Origin of the sequence: Saccharopolyspora gloriosae (genome assembly GCF_022828475.1) — a bacterium.
In the GTDB taxonomy this organism is placed as follows: Bacteria; Actinomycetota; Actinomycetes; order Mycobacteriales; family Pseudonocardiaceae; genus Saccharopolyspora_C; species Saccharopolyspora_C gloriosae_A.
The window spans coordinates 6571764-6587344 of record NZ_CP059557.1; the positions used below are offsets into that span (position 1 = coordinate 6571764).

Genomic DNA, 15581 nt, shown 5'->3' on the forward strand with positions numbered 1-15581 from the left:
GTCAGCGGTGACCGGTTTCGCCTGACCGGTTCCAGAATGAACGGCGACCGGCGACCGCAGGCGTGCCGCGATCCGGCCGAATTCGGGTTCGGCCGAACGGCCGTCGCACCTCGCATTTCGGGAGGAGAGGAGCGGTCATCACTGATCCACCTCAGGCGCAGTGGCCGGAGTTCAGCTTGCTCGCCCGGCTGCGCCGCGAAACCCAGCGGACCTTGCTCGAACTCGGCCCCGAAGTGATCTTCGAGGCGGGGAACACGATTCTGCGCCAAGGCGACGACAGTTCGCACGTGGTGCTGCTGCTGAGCGGCTCGGCGAAGGTGCAGGCGCTTTCGGAGACGGGCGGCCCCACGCTGCTCGGCATCCGCTTCGGCGGTGATCTGGTCGGCGAGATGGCCGCGCTGGAGCAGCGCGCCCGGTCGGCGACGGTCATCGCGGGCTCGCACACCAGGGCGCGGCTGATCAAGTCGAACGACTTCCGGCGCTTCCTGCACGAGCACGCGGATGCGGCGACCGCGATGATCCTCATGGTCAACGCCCGGCTGCGCTGGGCGAATCGCCGCCGGATCGACAACGCGAACGTCTCGGCGACCAAGCGGGTGCCGCGAGTGCTGCTGGAGGTCGTGGAAACCTACGGCGAGCGGGACGCGGACGGCAACTGGCGCATCGGCCCGCCGCTCAACCACGAGGAGCTGGGCACGCTGGCCGGCGTTCGGCTGCGCACCGTGGAGAAGGCGCTGCGCGAACTGCACGAGCAAGGCGTGGTGCAGCGGCGTTACCGGAACATCATCGTCACGGATTTACCACGGCTCCGAGAAATCTCAGATTATTCCGAATAAACCCGCAACCGCGCGTTTTCTTCTAGGCGATACCACGGCACTGTTGTCCTAGTGACCGCGAGCGATCACATCCAGATCCAAGGGGCCGAACAGACCAATGCCTCCCGGCTTTCGCCCGCAGTTGACCATGCGGCGCAACGAGGTGGCGGACGCGGTGGACGCCGCGGGACTTCGCGTCACGTCGAATCCGGCGCGGCGCCTCGGACGCGTCCGGATCTTCGACGAGTTCCACGACGATCCGGAAATGTCGACCGCCGCCGAGCACTGGAGAAATCCGGCACCGGAAACCGCCGGAGAAATCATCAGAAGACGTCATCGCGCAGCGGGGGCCGCGGTGACCCGCGCGTTGCCCGAGTCGTACATCGGGGTCGACTCGGGCAACGCGCCCTTACGGATACGACCTTGCGAACAGGGCCACGCCCCGCCCCTTGGTTGAGCGCGCAACAGGATCTGTACGACGGAGCTCAGGGTGGACTCAATGGCGAACCTGATCGGTGGCGACCCCGGCAGGCAGCTGCGACAGCAACGTCACCGACCACATCCGCATCGCGTTCGACCGCCGCGCCGAGCAGTACGTGGTCAACGCGCTCGACCCGGACCACGCGGAGGAACCGCCGTGCGTCCCGAGCCGCGAACACGGACACCCGCTGAGGCAGGACGGTCGAGCGCCCGGCCGAACCGAGCCGGGCGCTCGGTACGTCAGCTCCGGTGAAGGCCCCGGCCGCCGATCGGCGGCGGCTCGTTCCGAGCCGTCAGGCGAAGACGTCGGCGACGTACCGGGCGTGGTCGCGTTCCATCGCGGTCATCCACTGCTCCGCCTGCTCCGGGGTGGCGCCGGTGGCCTCCTCGTAGATGCGGGTGCAGGTGCGGTGCACGGCCGGGGCCATCCGCTGCCCGTCGCCGCACACGAACACCGTCGCCCCGCGCTCGACCAGGTCGATCACTTCCGCGCGGTCGGCCCAGAGCCGGTCCTGCACGTAGCGGACGCCGTCGGCTGGTTCCGCCGAGTACGCGGTCCGCACGTCGACCACTCCGGCCGCCGCCCAGGCCGCCAGCTCATCGCGGTACAGGTGGTCGGATTCCGGGCCGTGGCAACCGAAGAACAGCAGTGCGGGCGCCGGAGTCACGCCCTGTTCCGCTGCGGCCAGCGCGCGATCCTGCAGGAAGCCGCGGAACGGGGCGATGCCGCTGCCCGCGCAGGCCAGGATCAGCGGGGTTTCCAGCGACTCCGGCGGGTGGAACGCCACGTTCGACGGGCGCACCGTGACCGCGACCTTCGTGCCCGGCCGGGCCTGCGCGAGGTGGTTCGACGCCGCGCCCTCGTAGATCCCGGCGCCGGAGCGCGCGGGCTCGTTGAGCACGGCCACGGTCAGCGTGGCGTGCGCCGGATTCCACTTGGGCGAACTGGAGATGGAGTACTGCCGCGGCGTCAACGGGCTCAGCAACTGCAGGAACCCGCCGAAGGTGAGCCCGCAGGACGGGAAGCGTTCCAGCAGGTCGAGCACGGTCACCCGCGGTTCGAGTACCTGCTCGGCGTGCGCGCCGTCGCGGCTCAGCGCGTGCAGGGCCTGCACGTCAGGCGGGCAGGCGGCGGTCTCCGCGAGCCGCTCGATCTGCCTGCGCGTCGCGGGCTGGCCGAGTTCGACGTAGCTGCTCAGCAGTTCACCGGCGGCGACGTGCGCACCGGTCGGCAGGTTGGTCCGCTCGCCGCGCAGCACCACCTGGTCGTCGTGGGCCAGCCCGAACCGGCTCAGCGCCCGCGCCACCACGGCGGGCGGGTTCAGCGGCAGCACCGCGAGGTAGTCGCCGGTGCGGTAGCTCGCGCCGGCGGGCAAGGCGATCTCCAGGTGCCGCTTGGATCCGGCCGACAGATCGGTGAGCTCCCGGTTCTCGATGACGGTGCCCCACTGCAGGTCGTTGGCCCGCACGATCGGATCCCGAGTGGTTCCGGCGAACTCCACCGACAGCTCGGCCGGCTCGGAACCGGTGTCGGCCAAGCCGAACTCGGCCGCGACCGGCCCCCAGAACCCCGCGTACCAGTCGTCGAACCGGCCGAAGAAATCTCCGCGCGCGTCGGCCTCGCCGCGCTGCACCAACCGGGTCGCCCCGGCCCGCGCGAGCTGCTCGTCCACTTCGGTCGGCACGGCCTGATAAGTGCGAGCCCAGTCGGTGTTGCCGCAGCCGAACACCACGTACCGCACCCCGTCCAGCGCCCCGTCCGGCTGTTGCCGAAGCCAGCGCACGAATTCGCGCGCGTTGTCCGGCGGCTGCCCCTCGTAGGAGGCGGTGACGATGACGACGACGCCTTCCGCCGCGAGGTCGTCGACGGCGCCGTCGAGCGGATCAAGGCGGGCGGTGTAGCCGCGAGAGCCCGCGTCATTGGCGATGCGCTGCGCGAAAGCCTGCGCGGTGCCCGCGTTCGAGCCGTAGAGCACCCGCACCGGGACGCCGTTCGGCTCGGCTCGCACGACGGCGGGATCGGTCCGCTCGGCCGCCGCCCTGGAGGTGATCTTCGTGTCCCGCCTGCGAGCGTGCAGGTACAGGCCCTCCGGTTTGATCGTCAACGTCTGCTTGATCTTGAGCCGGTAGTCCGGGTCGGCCGCGGAGATGTCGAAGCGCTGCAACAACATCGCCAGGAACACAGTGGCCTCTTGCAACGCGAAACCCCGGCCGATGCAGGAGCGCTGCCCGTTGCCGAACGGCTTCCACGAGTTCGGCGGCAGCATCTCGGCCCGCTCGAAGGAGAACCGGTCCGGGTCGAACGTCTCCGCGTCCGCGCCCCACACCGCCGGATCCCTATGCAGCCCCGGCGCCACGACCAGCAGCGTGTCGTCCCGGTTCAGCTCGTAGCGCCCGCCGAGCACGGTGCCGTCCGCGCGCGGGGTGACGGCGAACGCCGGCGCCGTCGGCCACAGCCGCAACGATTCCTTGAAGATCCGATCCAGGTACCCGAGCTCGCTCAGCTGCTCGAACCGCGGCGCCTCCGTGCCCAGCACCCGATCCACTTCGGCCTGCGCGCGAGCCAGCACCTCCGGGTGCCGCAGCAGCTCGTGCAACGTGAACGTGAGCAGCCCGCTGGTCGTCTCGTGCCCCGCGATGAGGAACGTGACCAGCTGGTAGCGCACGTTCTCGTCGGGCAGCCGCGCCCCCGTCTTCGGGTCGGTGGCGGTGAGCATCGTGTCCAGGATGTCGCGCTGTCCCTCGGGAAGCGGGTGCTCCCGGCGGTCGGCGATGAGCTGATCCGCGACCTGATGCATCAGTTCCTTGTCCGCCGCATACCGCTTGCGGGTCCCACGCATCAGGAGTTCCTGCCCCGGCAGCCGCCGGCCCCGCGCGCCGGACTCGACCAGCGCCCGCACCATCGACTCGACGAACGGATTCATCCGCTCCGTGTAGAAGCTGTTGAAGCGGTGGCTGAACGAGCACAACGCGATCGTGTCCAGCGTGAGCCGCGTGGTGTCGTCGGCGACGTCGATGCGGTGCTCCGGCCCGCGCCGCTCCCACATCAGCAGCAGCTGCTCGGCGATGTCGGTCATGCCGTCGAACATGTCGCGCAGCGAGGCAGGTCCGAACGCGGGCATCAGAATCCGGTGCGCCGCCTGCCAATTCGGCTCATCGGTCCACGCGGTGAACAGCCCGTCACCGGCGAAGTCCCGGACGTTGAGCAGCGGCGTGTTGAGCTCCTTGTCGAACCGGTCCTCATCGCACAGTTCGTCGACCAGTTCCTGCGACTGCACGACGATCAGCTTCCGGTTCAGCAGCTGCAGCCGGTAGATCGGACCGTATTCCTCGGCCAGCTCCACGAAGCCGAAGACGCCCTTGTCGCCGTCGAGATCCGGGAGGTTGCCCACGATCGGCTTCGGCTTGGGCTGCGGGATCGCCACGAGTTCCTTGGGCGCGGTCATCGAACTCTCCTATGGGGAAGCGTTGTCGGGTTCACCCCGTTGCTCTGGTCTGGTCGCACGCTGATCAGCGGCGACATTTCAGCCCGTCACCGGGCGGGCGTGGACTCCGGCGAGCGCCGTGTCCACCATCGTTTCCGCGTAGGTTTCCCAAGATCCGAACGGGCAGCGCTCGAAGGTGACGATCACCGTGGCGGCACCGTGCACCGCGGTCCACAGCACCGCGCTCGTCGCGACCACATCGCCTTCGAGGACGCCTTGCGCGACGCATTCCGCCACGTGTTCGGACAACAGCGCGAACGCCGGGTTCACGTCTTCCGGGCGGTCCGGCCGATCGATCTGCGGCTTGTCGCCGAGGAACAGGGAGCGGTAGTGCACCGGGTCCTCGTGCGCGTAGCGCACGAACGCCACCAGCAGCTCGCGAACTCCGTCGACGCCGCCCCGCTCGACCGCCGCCGAGAGGCGACTCGCGACGAGCTCGAAGCCCTGCTTGCCGAGTTCCCGCAGCAACGCCTGCTTGTCGGAGAAGTACGAGTACAGCGACATCGGCGCGTACCCGAGCCGCGAGGCGAGCTTGCGCATCGTCAGTCCCGGAAGCCCTTCGGCCCGGATGAGCCGCTCGGCCTCATCGAGGATCTCCTGCCGCACCTCACCCCGAACCCGCTCCCTCGCCGTCCTCGATGGCACTCGCTCCCCTTCCCTCAGCCCCGCACCGGGAATCCGTACATGTACGAACCACTGTACATGTACGAATACATGCCCCGGAGCGCCGCGCGCCGGTGCTCTCAGTTCGTGGGGAGCGGACCGAGGAGATCCCAGCGGTTTCCGGCGACGTCCAGGAAGACCGCGACGCGGCCATAAGGCTCGGCGCGTGGAGCCGTCACGAACTCGACCCCGGCTGCCCGCATCCGCTCGAACGCGGCATCAAAGTCGTCGACGCGAAGGAAGAACCCGACCCGTCCGCCGACCTGCACCCCGACGACGGCGGACTGCCCGTCCCCATCGGCCCGTGCCAGCAGGATGCCGGTTTGAGCCCCAGGTGGGCGCACGACGACCCACCGCTTCGCCCGGCCATCGTTGGTCAACGACGGCGAGTCCTCAACGAGCTCGAACCCCAGGACGTTGACGAAAAATTCGATCGCCGAGTCGTATTCGTCAACGACGATCGCAACAAGATCCAGCTTCATCGCCCGCCCCCGATTTCGAATCCGGCCGCAGCCGGGCGCATCCAACGCCATGACCATGCCGGTCGGCAGGCCGGACGGTTCGTGGTTCCACACCGAAAGAGCGCACCCAGCAGTGATCCAGCCGAAGCACGTGTGTGCGGCGGAAGCGGGGCACTCACATCCCGGCTTCGAGCTCCGCCGCCCGTCGCAGGTCGTCGATCAGTTCCGGGCCGTTGCCTCCCGCTGCTCTGGCGCGGACCAACAGTTCGCGGGCCAGGGCCGATTCATCTCGACGGACCGCCACGTCGGCCCGCAGCACCAGCAGCTTCACGAGCTGGACCTCGGTCGGCTCCTCGTCGGTCCGATGCAGAGCTCGGTCCAAGACCTTCGACGCCAACTCCAGGTCCTGCTCGGAATCGGCGAACAGCGAGCCCATGTGGATCGCCCGATCGAACGTCCCCTTCGGCAACGGCCGGTGCCGCTGGTCCTCGTTGATCGGCTGGGCGACCTGGATCGTGTTCCCACCGGGATCGGTCATCAGGAATTGCCGGACCCCGTAGCTCATGTCCTTCAAAGCTCCCACTCGCGGAATCCCTTGAGCAGGCACCGAACCGAAGGCATCCCGCAAACCCTCGGTGAAGGCCGCATGCAGGTAGTCGACGTCATCGGTGTCGACCAGGCAGCCATGCGCGCACGACGCGGGATCGAACTCCTTGTCCCCGTAGAAGTTCAGCTCGATGCCCCCGCGCCGCACGCTCAGAAACCGGTACGGCGCCACCTGCCGGAACACGACCTCGAAACCCAATGCGACGTAGAATTCCGCCACCGGCTCAACGGACCGGGCCATCAACAGGGGAATCGCCTTCTCAGCCATACCTCGACGTTAGAGAGCTACTTGTCCGCACGCACATGAAAGCGAGAACCGCGACTTTCCCTGGCCATTCGCTGTTCAGAGCTATCTGCGGACACCCGACACGCATCAAGGAAGTCGTCGCCCGCCCCACCGAGTTCAAAACCGGAACAGGTTCGCATCGCTCAACCAGGCAGTCAGTGACAGCGGCCTCGGACTGTGAAAGACGCGGTTGAGGGGCGTTCCGTAGCTGCCGATTCCCAGCAGAACCGTTGACGCGGATGCCGGGTGGTTGTTCTGGCGTGGTGGGCCGACGCACCTTAGACCTGGGCGTAGCCGCCGTCCACGGCGAGCTCGGAGCCGTTGACGTAACTGGACGCGTCGGAGGCGAGGAAGACGGCCGCGGCGGCGACCTCCTCGGGCTCGGCCAGCCGGCCGAGCGGAATCGATGTCCCTGCGGCGGCGAGCTCGTCGGCCGGGAGCAGGTCGACCAAGCCCTGCGTGCGAGTACCGCCCGGCGAGAGCACGTTGATCCGGTACTGACGCGCCCCGGCTTCGTGGGCGAACCCGCGAACCAGGTTGCGGATCGCGGCCTTGGTCGCCCCGTACACGGGCAGGTACGAATCGGGGCGCGAGCCCGCCGTCGATCCGGTGAGGATGATCGACGCCCCCGGCGAGAGCAGCGGCAACGCCTTCTGCACAGTGAACAGGGAGCCCTTGACGTTGGTGGTGAACATGGCGTCGAACTGCTCCTCGGTGATCTCGCCCAGCGGGGCGACGATCCCGATCCCGGCGTTGGCGACCAAGACGTCGATCCGCCCCGCCTGCTCCGCGACCGTCGCGTAGAGCGCGTCCAGGTCTTCGAGCCGGCCCACGTCGCAGCGGATCCCGGTCACCTCGGGGCCGAGTTCGGCCTCGACCTCGTCGAGCTGCGCTTGGCGGCGTCCGGCGACGAACACCCGCGCGCCCTCGTCGCGGTAGGCCCGCGCGATCGCCCGCCCGATACCCGAGTTCGCCCCGGTCACGACCGCGACCTTGCCCTCCAGCACCTTCATGACCACTCCCGACACATGTTGTTGACCGTTCAGTCCATAACACTCCCATATGGACTGAACGGTCAATAAAATCGGCAGAGGTGTGGCTCACGCCACCACAGGGGGCCTCAGGATGCAGGCAGCAGACCGACGAGCAGAGTCTCGGCCATGGCCGACAAGTCGGCCGGGTCCTGACCGATCCGACCGAGCAGGATCAGCCCGAGCTGACCGGCCAGCACCGCGCGGGCAGTGCCGTCCGGGTCGAGCCGGGGCGCCACATCGCCCTCGCGCTGCGCTCGTCGTACCGCGTCGGCCAGCACGGCAGTGGTCGCGGCGTAGCTGCGCCGCGCCTCCGCGGCCACCTCGGCGGCGCTAGCCGAAAGCTCCATGGCGGTGTTGGCGAGCAGGCAACCTCGACGGGCCTGCGCACCGCTGGGATCACGCACGGGTCCGGCCACGAAGCCGCGGACCACGTCGATACCGCGATCTGCCTGCTCGAGCTGCTCACGCAGCATCCGGTCGTTGGCCTCGTCGTACTCGCGCAGCACACGCAGGAACAAGCGCTGCTTATCTCCGAACGCCCCGTACAGACTTCCCTTGCCGAGACCACTGGCCGCCAAGAGGTCTTCGAGCGACGTGCCCGCGTACCCGTTGTCCCAGAACGCCGCCTGCACAGCCGCCAGCACACGCTCCTCATCGAACTGGCGTGGACGCGGCACAGGCCGAGATTACCCATAATGGACCGATCGGTCCAGCGCCACCCGGCCGAACCGACCACTGCAACCACCGCCACGGAATCCGGATTCAGCCAACCTCGAGCAATGACGCGGGCTCGCAAGATGCCCACTCCGGACTCATCTTCATCAGCGACAGCTTCGCCCAACCCGCATCGCAGCGACCGGGCCGCACATCCCACCTGATCCAGTTCGTCGCCATCAGCCGGGTATCGCGGCCCGCCGCCAGAGCGGCATGGTCACGATCATCAAAGCGCTGGCGACGGTGGCGGGCATCGGCACTTCCCATGCCTGCAACACCACCTTTGCCACCACATACCCGATCAGCAGCGCGAACGTCACCAGCCGCCCCAACACCAAGTTGAGCGCCCCCACTCCGACTGACCGCGTGGTGATCGAGCGCCCGCCGCCCCGCGCGGTCGCGAAGCCCTTCCAGCGCGGCAGCACGACCAGGATCACCACACACGCGATCAGCACGTAGCCCAGCTGCCTGCCCCAATCCGGACGAAGATCCGTGCCGACGCCGACACCTAGGACTGTCGCCGCGAACACCCACAGCAACCAGTTTCGCTTCCGATTCCCATTCGCCGCCGCCGACTGGTACTCGGCGGCCTCGTTGCGTACCGACTGCACCCTGACACTCCCGCACGATTCTTCGTCTCAACTGCGAACTCAGCGCTCAGCGGAGCTCTCTGTCCTGATCAGAAAGTACACATCCACTTTCCAAACGGCAAGCTCTTTCGGCAAAGACGACAGTGTGCCCGTGCAGCCGCCGAACAGCTGCCACCGGAGGCGTGGCGGTGAGAAAATGGATCTTCTTGGCCGGTGCGACCGGCAGCGAGGCGGCCGGTTCGATGTCGCTGACGGCGGCGCTGGACCAACCCGGCTGGTACTCGCTGGTGATCGCCTGGTGGGTCGCTTCCTTCGCGTTCCTGTCCACCGTGCTGCGCACCGACTGCCGCTGGGCGTCACCTACGGCCCTTGGGGCGCCCTGGGAGTCGCGCTCACCGCAACCTTGGCGGCACTGATCTACGACGAAGCACTGACCGTCATGGTCCTCGCGGGCATCGCCCTGATCATCGGCGGAGTCCTCACGCAGGACGTCTACATGACTCGGAAGACGGTCAGCCGGGGCGCTGCGACAGCGCTCAAAGCCGCCTTCGCTAAAGAGTCGAACTAGTTTCGCGTGGGTCCCGCGTGGATGCGATCTTGCTCCGAGAACCGAACGACGCTCTGACCTGCGATGGTGGGGCGCCTGGGGATCGAACCCAGAACTTGCGATTACCAATCGGCGTTCGCCAACACCTGACGCTGTCCGTCGATGTTCCCCACTCCCAGGCAGGGTTGCAAAGGCACATGGACACCGAAAGCCGTCTCCTCGGGTCCTTTGTCGTTGTTTTGTGCGGGTAAGATGTGGATCCAAGACTCAAGATCACCGTCGGAGACGACGCGATCATCGACCGGCTCACCTTCGCCGGGAACATCCTCGCGACTGGCACCACCTCCTACCGCCTCGCTCACGCCCGATCGGCGACTGCGCACTGAGCTGGCACTGTCGGTGGGAGCTGATTACCTGACCGAATGTTCGAAACTCCCGATGAAATCCACGGTCTGCAGTCCCTGCTCGACACGTCCTGGGCCGGCTCCAGCAGCCACCTGAAGTCGATCATCCGGCCAGGTGAAAGCACCTTGGACGCCGAGCAGGTCGTCCGAGTCTGCCGAGGAATGTGCACCCTGGCCATCGCCACAGTCACCCGGCGCGGTGAGCCACGCATTAGCGGTGCCGACGGGCACCTCCTGCACGGCCGCTGGATCATCGGCACCGACCGCCAGGCCGCCAAGGCCCGCCACCTCGCAACCCGCCCCGGCATCAGCGCGACCTTCATGCGCGGCGAACAGCTCGGGATCTTTACCCACGGACAGGCCGTCGTGCTCAACCCCGAGGACGCGCGCAGCGACCCGAGCTGGCCCGCCGTCCACGACTACCTCGTCAACCACTACGGCGACGGCGACGGACCGGGCTGGGACGAGTGCATCTGGTATCGCATCGACCCGAGCTGGATGGTCGCCTACAGCGTCGACCCCGTCGCGCTGCTCGACCAACAACCACCAGACTGACCCGAACTCGCGCGGGTCCACCTCAAGCTGTCACTCCGGGGCCAGTCGAAGTTGACATCTTCAGGCGGATCTTCCTATTCCTTTCCTACTGGTGAGCACAGCCGGGTAACCAACTACGTCCGGCGACGGTCCCCTGCCCGCCGGAAGTGGTTAATCGACCCCCCACTCAAGTGCTCACGACAGCTGGTGAATCAGCTGGGCACATGTGAGGGCGACCTGCAATCTAGCGGCCCCTGCGTGATTTCCCGGCCGCCTGCCTTCCGCTTTGCGCCCGGACGCCGGCAGCCGGGACCGGCGCCAGCCGCAGCCCGGCGGCCGGCCTCGCATACAGCTGGCAGGCGGCCCCGCAGGGGCCGCCCTTGATGAAGAAAAGAAACTCTGAACACACATGCCGTCAGGCAGCCTGAAGGACGCCGCCTCAGCCGTGCGAGCCCGGACGCGCCAGCGTTCGTGGACTCCGCAGACGACCCGGCGAAGCCGGCAACTGCTTAACAACCGGTCACGACAACGAGATTCCCAGCCACTCTGACCTGCGATGGTGGGGCGCCTGGGGATCGAACCCAGAACCCACGGATTAAAAGTCCGTTGCTCTGCCAGTTGAGCTAACGCCCCCGCGGGGGTCAGCCTACAAGGGCGTGGTCATCTTGTGGACGGTGGGCCGAAGTCCGGCGGGCCGTGTTCGCTGGGCAGCGGGGCCGCGTCGAAACGGACGAACTGCGCGGGTCGCCGACGAGGGCGGGTGCCGTCCTGATCGATGTCGGGGACTGCGAGCTGGGGATGCAAGGTCGACTGCCGCGTCAGGGACAATGGTCGGCGTGACCGTGCTCGATTCGATGGTGCCGACCGCTGGACCCCTGCCTCAGTCCGCGCTGCGGATCGGGCCGTATGCCGTTGATCCGCCGGTGGTGCTCGCTCCGATGGCCGGGATCACGAACGTGGCGTTCCGCAGGTTGTGCCGGGAGTACGGCGCGGGGCTCTACGTCTGCGAGATGATCACCAGCCGGGCGTTGGTGGAGCGGCATCCGCAGACCATGCAGATGATCACGTTCGATGCCGATGAGCGGCCGCGGTCGATGCAGCTCTACGGCGTTGATCCGGTGACCATGGGCGAAGCCGTGCGGATGATCGTGGACGAGGATCTCGCCGATCACGTCGACATGAACTTCGGCTGCCCCGTTCCGAAGGTCACCCGCAAAGGCGGGGGCTCGGCGCTGCCGTACAAGCGGCGGCTGTTCGAGGACATCGTCACGGCCGCCGTTCGCGCCGCCGAACCGGCGGGCATCCCGGTGACCGTGAAGTTCCGCATCGGCATCGACGACGAACACCTCACCTACCTCGACGCCGGGCGGATCGCTGAGGAGTCCGGTGCCTCCGCCGTCGCGTTGCACGCGCGCACCGCCGCGCAGCGCTACTCCGGCACGGCCGACTGGTCCACGATCACCAGGCTCAAGGAGACCGTTCGCGGCATCCCGGTGTTGGGCAACGGCGACATCTTCAGCGCCGACGACGCGCTGCGGATGATGGCCGAGACCGGCTGCGACGGCGTCGTCGTCGGGCGCGGGTGTCTCGGGCGGCCGTGGTTGTTCCGCGACCTCCAAGCCGCGTTCGCGGGGCAGGAGGTCCCGGCCGGGCCGAACCTCGGCGAAGTGCGGCGGGTGCTGCGCAGGCATGGCGAACTGCTCAGCGAGCACATGGGCGAGGAGAAGGGCGTGCGGGATCTGCGCAAGCACATGGCGCAGTACCTGCGGGGCTTCCCCATCGGCTCCGACCTGCGGCAGCGGTTCGGGCTTGTGTCCACCCTCGCCGAGCTGGACGACCTGCTGGCGGGCCTCGACCCGGACGTGCCGTTCCCCTCCGACGCCGAAGGCCCCCGCGGACGGCAGGGCTCCGCGGGCAAGGTGGTGCTGCCGGAGGGCTGGCTCGACGACCCCGAGGACAGATGCGTTCCCGCCGGAGCCGAAATCGACCACAGCGGCGGCTGACCGGACGATGCGGACCGCACTCCTGTGCCTCGCGGCGTGCGCGCTCGCGGGGTGCTCCGCCACGCCGCAGGCGCCGCCGCGGCAGCAGCAGATCCGCGAGTACTTCGCCGTGAACAACGCCGCCGCGCGGCAAGGGCCGCAGGCGCAGCAGGACTTCTTCGGGCGAACTCAGCACCCCGACTACACGGATCTGACCTGCGAACTCGACGGGATCACGGTGGAGCTCGACCCGGCGCTGAGCACGCTGCGGCCCGATCCGGCTTACGCGCCCGACTCGACGGGACCGCCGCGCGGCGAGGTGTGGGCGATCGGCGTGGAAGTAACGGTCCGTCACGAAGGCACGATCACCGGCAGGCAGATCGGATCACAGCACCTCGTGCTCCTCGACGGCCGAGTGCACGGATTCGCGCCCTGTCCCAACGAAAGCGGCTCATGACACGAGCGGAGAGCAACGCTTTGCGCAGCAGTGATGTGGAACACATCATGATCGATTCGTCCGTGCGGGTGGGGACGAGCCGTTTTGCTTCCACCCGATCTCCCGGCCGGGTACACACCAAGACAGTCCGGCGACGTGAGACGCACTCACCAATTTGGAGCAAAGATTGGTAAGCCGGATGAGCGAATTCCGCAGTACGCGCGTCCCGGCGCCTCAAGCGACCCGCCGGAGCCGACGACACCACGGACGGGAGGTGACAGCGATGACCGGATTGCGCGACGGTTTCGCCGGACCCGAACCTCTGCGCGAGGACGTCGCGCGTTCGTTGTGCCCCGCTCCGGCGCCACCGCCGGATCTCGGGCCGCGACGCACGCGCCACGAGCTCGCCAACGAGGGCGGCATGGTGGAACTGCACGAGTCGATCGCGGCGCTGCTCGCATCCCGCGGCCAATGGCGGCAGGCGTATCACCACCTGCGTTCCGCGCTGGACCTGCTCTCCACCCAGGACACCCCGCGGGTTCCGGAACAGCTCCGGCACGAGGTGAACCGGCTGCGGCGCGAGCACGCCGAGGCCCGCGAGCAGAGCCTGCGCGACAGCCTCACCGCCAGCTACAACCGCCGGTACCTCGACGAACGCCTCGCTGATCTGCTCGCCGTGGACAGCGCGGGCGGGCTCGCCGTCGGGCTCGTCGACCTCGACTGGTTCAAGCAGGTCAACGACACCTACGGGCACCTGCTCGGGGACCGGGTGCTGCAGCGGGTCGTCGACCTGTTGCAAGAGGCGCTGCCGTCCGGCTCGTTCTGCGCCCGATACGGGGGCGAGGAGTTCGTGCTCGTGCTGCCCACCATCGACGCCGCTCGTGCCGTCGCGGTGTGCGAAGCGGCTCGCATCCGCATCGAGCGGTTCCCTTGGTCACAACTCGCTCCGGGACTGCGCGTCACCGTGAGCATCGGCATGACGCACGAACCGGACACCGGACAGCAGGACTCGCCCGCCGCCACCGCCGAACAGCAGCTCATCGGCGCGGACGCCCTGCTGTACGCGGCGAAGCAATCCGGGCGCAACGCGGTCGCCTACCGGTCCGCCAGCGAGGTCCACATCGCGGGCCTGGCCGCCGAACGTAGAACCGGAGCCAGATTGCTCGGTTACTGAGGGCGATCTTCCCGGGACTGGTCGTACCTACATTGGGTATCTAAGCCGGTCAGGCGGCGTAACACAGTTGGGCGATCTGGCCCACAATCTCAGTGAATCGTGCACTGATTGTGAAGAAATTGTCGCCCACTATCGTCAGTTCGGGCGATCAGCCGTACTATCTCGGGAGCGTTAAGCGATAGGACTTCGGGGAGTCGACCGCTGACGCCCATACCGAACGACGACACCATCGACTTCGACGGTGGGGAGGGAACACGGGTGCCGCAGGACCCCCGGCATGGCCAGCACGGGCACCACAGTCCCCACCAAGACGGGGGGCCGCCCCGGACGAGGACAACGCCCCCGATCAGCAGTCCGGGCGCCGCCGCCGCGCATTAGGCGACGACGGCACCGGTGGGACCCGCGTATTCGACCTGCTGTCCAAGCACGGCAAGGCGCCCGGCGCGGGCACCGGCTCGCACCGTCGAGCGGCCGAGCCCGAAACCCCGGACAGCGGTGGCGGGCGCCGAGCGCGCTCCGCCTCTCCCGCGCAACCCCCGCAGTCCTCTTCGCCGCAGTCCGCGCAGCAGCCCTCGGCGCAACAGCCGCCGTCCGGTCCGCAAGGCGGAGCCGAGTCGCCCGGTTCGCACCACGCTCCGCAGGCACCGTCTCGCGGACGTCCCGGTCGCAGCGGCCCGCCCGCCGAGCGCCGGTCCGACTGGACCCCGCCCGAATCGGCCTCCCGGCCTCCGACCGGGCGCACCCGGCCCGCGGCCCCGACCCGGCCGCCCGGCGACGGCAGGCACTCCGAACCGCACGGCACCCAGCAGCCCGCACCGCCGAACCGGCAGGCGCCGCAGCGTCCCCAGCAGCCGCCGGCCGCTCCGCAGCAGCCCGCCCAGCAGCCCGCCCAGCAGCCGCCCGCCCAGCAGCCGTCTGCGCCGCAGGCGTCTGCGCCGCAGGCGTCTGCGCCGCAGGCGTCTGCGCCGCAGGCGCAGGAGTGGTCGGCGCCCGCCCGGCCCCAGCAGGCGTCCGGACAGCCCCAGCAAGGGCCTGCCGCGCCGCAGAACCGCGCGCAGGCACCGGCTCCGCAAGCACCCGCGCCGCAGGAACAGCGCCGCGCGCGTCCCGAGCCGCCCGCGGAGAGCGACACCCGTCGGCCGGGACACCCGCAAACCGGCAGGCAGCCCGCTCCGGGCCACCCCCAGACCGGCAGGCAACCCGCCCCCGGGCGCCCGCAGCGTCCGCCGCAGGAGCCGCCGCAGCGCCGCCCGGAACCCGGTCGCCCGTCCCCGCAGCAGGCCGCCGCGGGCGCGCTGGGGGCCGCTCCGGACGCCGATGCCACCCACATCACGCAGGCGCTCTCCGGCGAACCGCCCGCCGAGCCCGAA

General features: G+C 68.7%; 16 protein-coding genes and 1 tRNA gene. 8 read left to right on the plus strand and 9 right to left on the minus strand.

The window, feature by feature from the left end:
* Positions 1 to 176 precede the first annotated feature (176 nt).
* Both H2Q94_RS29015 and H2Q94_RS29020 read left to right on the plus strand, forming a co-directional pair.
* On the plus strand, positions 177 to 836 hold the full coding sequence (locus H2Q94_RS29015) for a Crp/Fnr family transcriptional regulator (protein WP_243790304.1): 660 nt from the start codon (positions 177 to 179) through the stop codon (positions 834 to 836).
* Between the two features lie 127 nt (positions 837 to 963).
* Positions 964 to 1272 carry a hypothetical protein gene (locus H2Q94_RS29020; protein WP_243790305.1) on the plus strand — a complete coding sequence of 103 codons (309 nt, stop codon included), beginning with the start codon at positions 964 to 966 and terminating at the stop codon, positions 1270 to 1272.
* Positions 1273 to 1588: 316 nt separating this feature from the next.
* Here H2Q94_RS29020 and H2Q94_RS29025 read toward each other — a convergent pair whose 3' ends face one another.
* From H2Q94_RS29025 to H2Q94_RS29055, 7 genes are all read right to left on the minus strand, one after another.
* The gene (locus tag H2Q94_RS29025; protein WP_243790306.1) at positions 1589 to 4741 is read right to left on the minus strand and encodes a bifunctional cytochrome P450/NADPH--P450 reductase; all 3153 of its coding nucleotides are present in this window, start codon (positions 4739 to 4741) and stop codon (positions 1589 to 1591) included.
* A 78-nt stretch (positions 4742 to 4819) separates the two neighbouring features.
* Entirely contained in the window at positions 4820 to 5425 is a 606-nt protein-coding gene (locus H2Q94_RS29030) for a TetR/AcrR family transcriptional regulator (protein ID WP_243790307.1), read from the minus strand.
* A 98-nt stretch (positions 5426 to 5523) separates the two neighbouring features.
* The gene (locus H2Q94_RS29035; RefSeq protein ID WP_475274214.1) at positions 5524 to 6018 is read right to left on the minus strand and encodes a VOC family protein; all 495 of its coding nucleotides are present in this window, start codon (positions 6016 to 6018) and stop codon (positions 5524 to 5526) included.
* A gap of 61 nt (positions 6019 to 6079) precedes the next feature.
* The gene (locus H2Q94_RS29040; protein ID WP_243790308.1) at positions 6080 to 6778 is read right to left on the minus strand and encodes a bleomycin resistance protein; all 699 of its coding nucleotides are present in this window, start codon (positions 6776 to 6778) and stop codon (positions 6080 to 6082) included.
* Positions 6779 to 7074: 296 nt separating this feature from the next.
* Positions 7075 to 7809, minus strand: coding sequence for an SDR family NAD(P)-dependent oxidoreductase (locus H2Q94_RS29045; RefSeq protein WP_243790309.1), 735 nt, complete (start codon positions 7807 to 7809; stop codon positions 7075 to 7077).
* 107 nt (positions 7810 to 7916) lie between these two features.
* Positions 7917 to 8474: a TetR/AcrR family transcriptional regulator gene (locus H2Q94_RS29050; RefSeq protein WP_243790310.1), complete on the minus strand. Its 558-nt coding sequence runs from the start codon at positions 8472 to 8474 to the stop codon at positions 7917 to 7919.
* Positions 8475 to 8723: 249 nt separating this feature from the next.
* Complete coding sequence (locus tag H2Q94_RS29055; RefSeq protein WP_243790311.1) at positions 8724 to 9083, minus strand: hypothetical protein; 360 nt, start codon at positions 9081 to 9083, stop codon at positions 8724 to 8726.
* 239 nt (positions 9084 to 9322) lie between these two features.
* On the opposite strand from H2Q94_RS29055, the gene H2Q94_RS29060 reads away from it, so the two are divergent.
* From H2Q94_RS29060 to H2Q94_RS29070, 3 genes are all read left to right on the plus strand, one after another.
* Entirely contained in the window at positions 9323 to 9550 is a 228-nt protein-coding gene (locus tag H2Q94_RS29060) for a DMT family transporter (RefSeq protein WP_243796050.1), read from the plus strand.
* Complete coding sequence (locus H2Q94_RS29065; RefSeq protein ID WP_243795977.1) at positions 9514 to 9702, plus strand: DMT family transporter; 189 nt, start codon at positions 9514 to 9516, stop codon at positions 9700 to 9702. Before H2Q94_RS29060 ends, H2Q94_RS29065 begins: the two co-directional genes overlap by 37 nt.
* A 401-nt stretch (positions 9703 to 10103) precedes the next feature.
* Entirely contained in the window at positions 10104 to 10640 is a 537-nt protein-coding gene (locus tag H2Q94_RS29070) for a pyridoxamine 5'-phosphate oxidase family protein (protein ID WP_243790312.1), read from the plus strand.
* 536 nt (positions 10641 to 11176) lie between these two features.
* Here the strand turns inward: H2Q94_RS29070 and H2Q94_RS29075 are convergent.
* A tRNA-Lys gene (locus H2Q94_RS29075) sits at positions 11177 to 11252 on the minus strand.
* A 194-nt stretch (positions 11253 to 11446) separates the two neighbouring features.
* On the opposite strand from H2Q94_RS29075, the gene dusB reads away from it, so the two are divergent.
* From dusB to H2Q94_RS29090, 3 genes are all read left to right on the plus strand, one after another.
* Positions 11447 to 12622 (plus strand): tRNA dihydrouridine synthase DusB, encoded by a 1176-nt coding sequence (gene dusB / locus H2Q94_RS29080; protein ID WP_397545392.1) that lies wholly within the window; start codon positions 11447 to 11449, stop codon positions 12620 to 12622.
* A gap of 7 nt (positions 12623 to 12629) precedes the next feature.
* The gene (locus H2Q94_RS29085; RefSeq protein WP_243790313.1) at positions 12630 to 13058 is read left to right on the plus strand and encodes a hypothetical protein; all 429 of its coding nucleotides are present in this window, start codon (positions 12630 to 12632) and stop codon (positions 13056 to 13058) included.
* 262 nt (positions 13059 to 13320) lie between these two features.
* Positions 13321 to 14211, plus strand: coding sequence for a GGDEF domain-containing protein (locus tag H2Q94_RS29090; RefSeq protein ID WP_243790314.1), 891 nt, complete (start codon positions 13321 to 13323; stop codon positions 14209 to 14211).
* A 374-nt stretch (positions 14212 to 14585) separates the two neighbouring features.
* On the opposite strand, the gene H2Q94_RS29095 is transcribed toward H2Q94_RS29090, so the two are convergent.
* Positions 14586 to 15539 (minus strand): hypothetical protein, encoded by a 954-nt coding sequence (locus H2Q94_RS29095; RefSeq protein ID WP_243790315.1) that lies wholly within the window; start codon positions 15537 to 15539, stop codon positions 14586 to 14588.
* Between the last annotated feature and the right edge of the window lie 42 nt (positions 15540 to 15581).

What these genes read in the sequence shown, in the direction of transcription:
- H2Q94_RS29085 (WP_243790313.1), top strand. Translation starts at nt 12,630, where the DNA reads ATGCGGACCGCACTCCTGTGCCTCGCGGCGTGCGCGCTCGCGGGGTGC.
- H2Q94_RS29020 (WP_243790305.1), top strand. Translation starts at nt 964, where the DNA reads ATGCGGCGCAACGAGGTGGCGGACGCGGTGGACGCCGCGGGACTTCGC.
- H2Q94_RS29045 (WP_243790309.1), bottom strand. Translation starts at nt 7,809, where the DNA reads ATGAAGGTGCTGGAGGGCAAGGTCGCGGTCGTGACCGGGGCGAACTCG.
- H2Q94_RS29040 (WP_243790308.1), bottom strand. Translation starts at nt 6,778, where the DNA reads ATGGCTGAGAAGGCGATTCCCCTGTTGATGGCCCGGTCCGTTGAGCCG.
- dusB (WP_397545392.1), top strand. Translation starts at nt 11,447, where the DNA reads ATGGTCGGCGTGACCGTGCTCGATTCGATGGTGCCGACCGCTGGACCC.
- H2Q94_RS29090 (WP_243790314.1), top strand. Translation starts at nt 13,321, where the DNA reads ATGACCGGATTGCGCGACGGTTTCGCCGGACCCGAACCTCTGCGCGAG.
- H2Q94_RS29025 (WP_243790306.1), bottom strand. Translation starts at nt 4,741, where the DNA reads ATGACCGCGCCCAAGGAACTCGTGGCGATCCCGCAGCCCAAGCCGAAG.
- H2Q94_RS29070 (WP_243790312.1), top strand. Translation starts at nt 10,104, where the DNA reads ATGTTCGAAACTCCCGATGAAATCCACGGTCTGCAGTCCCTGCTCGAC.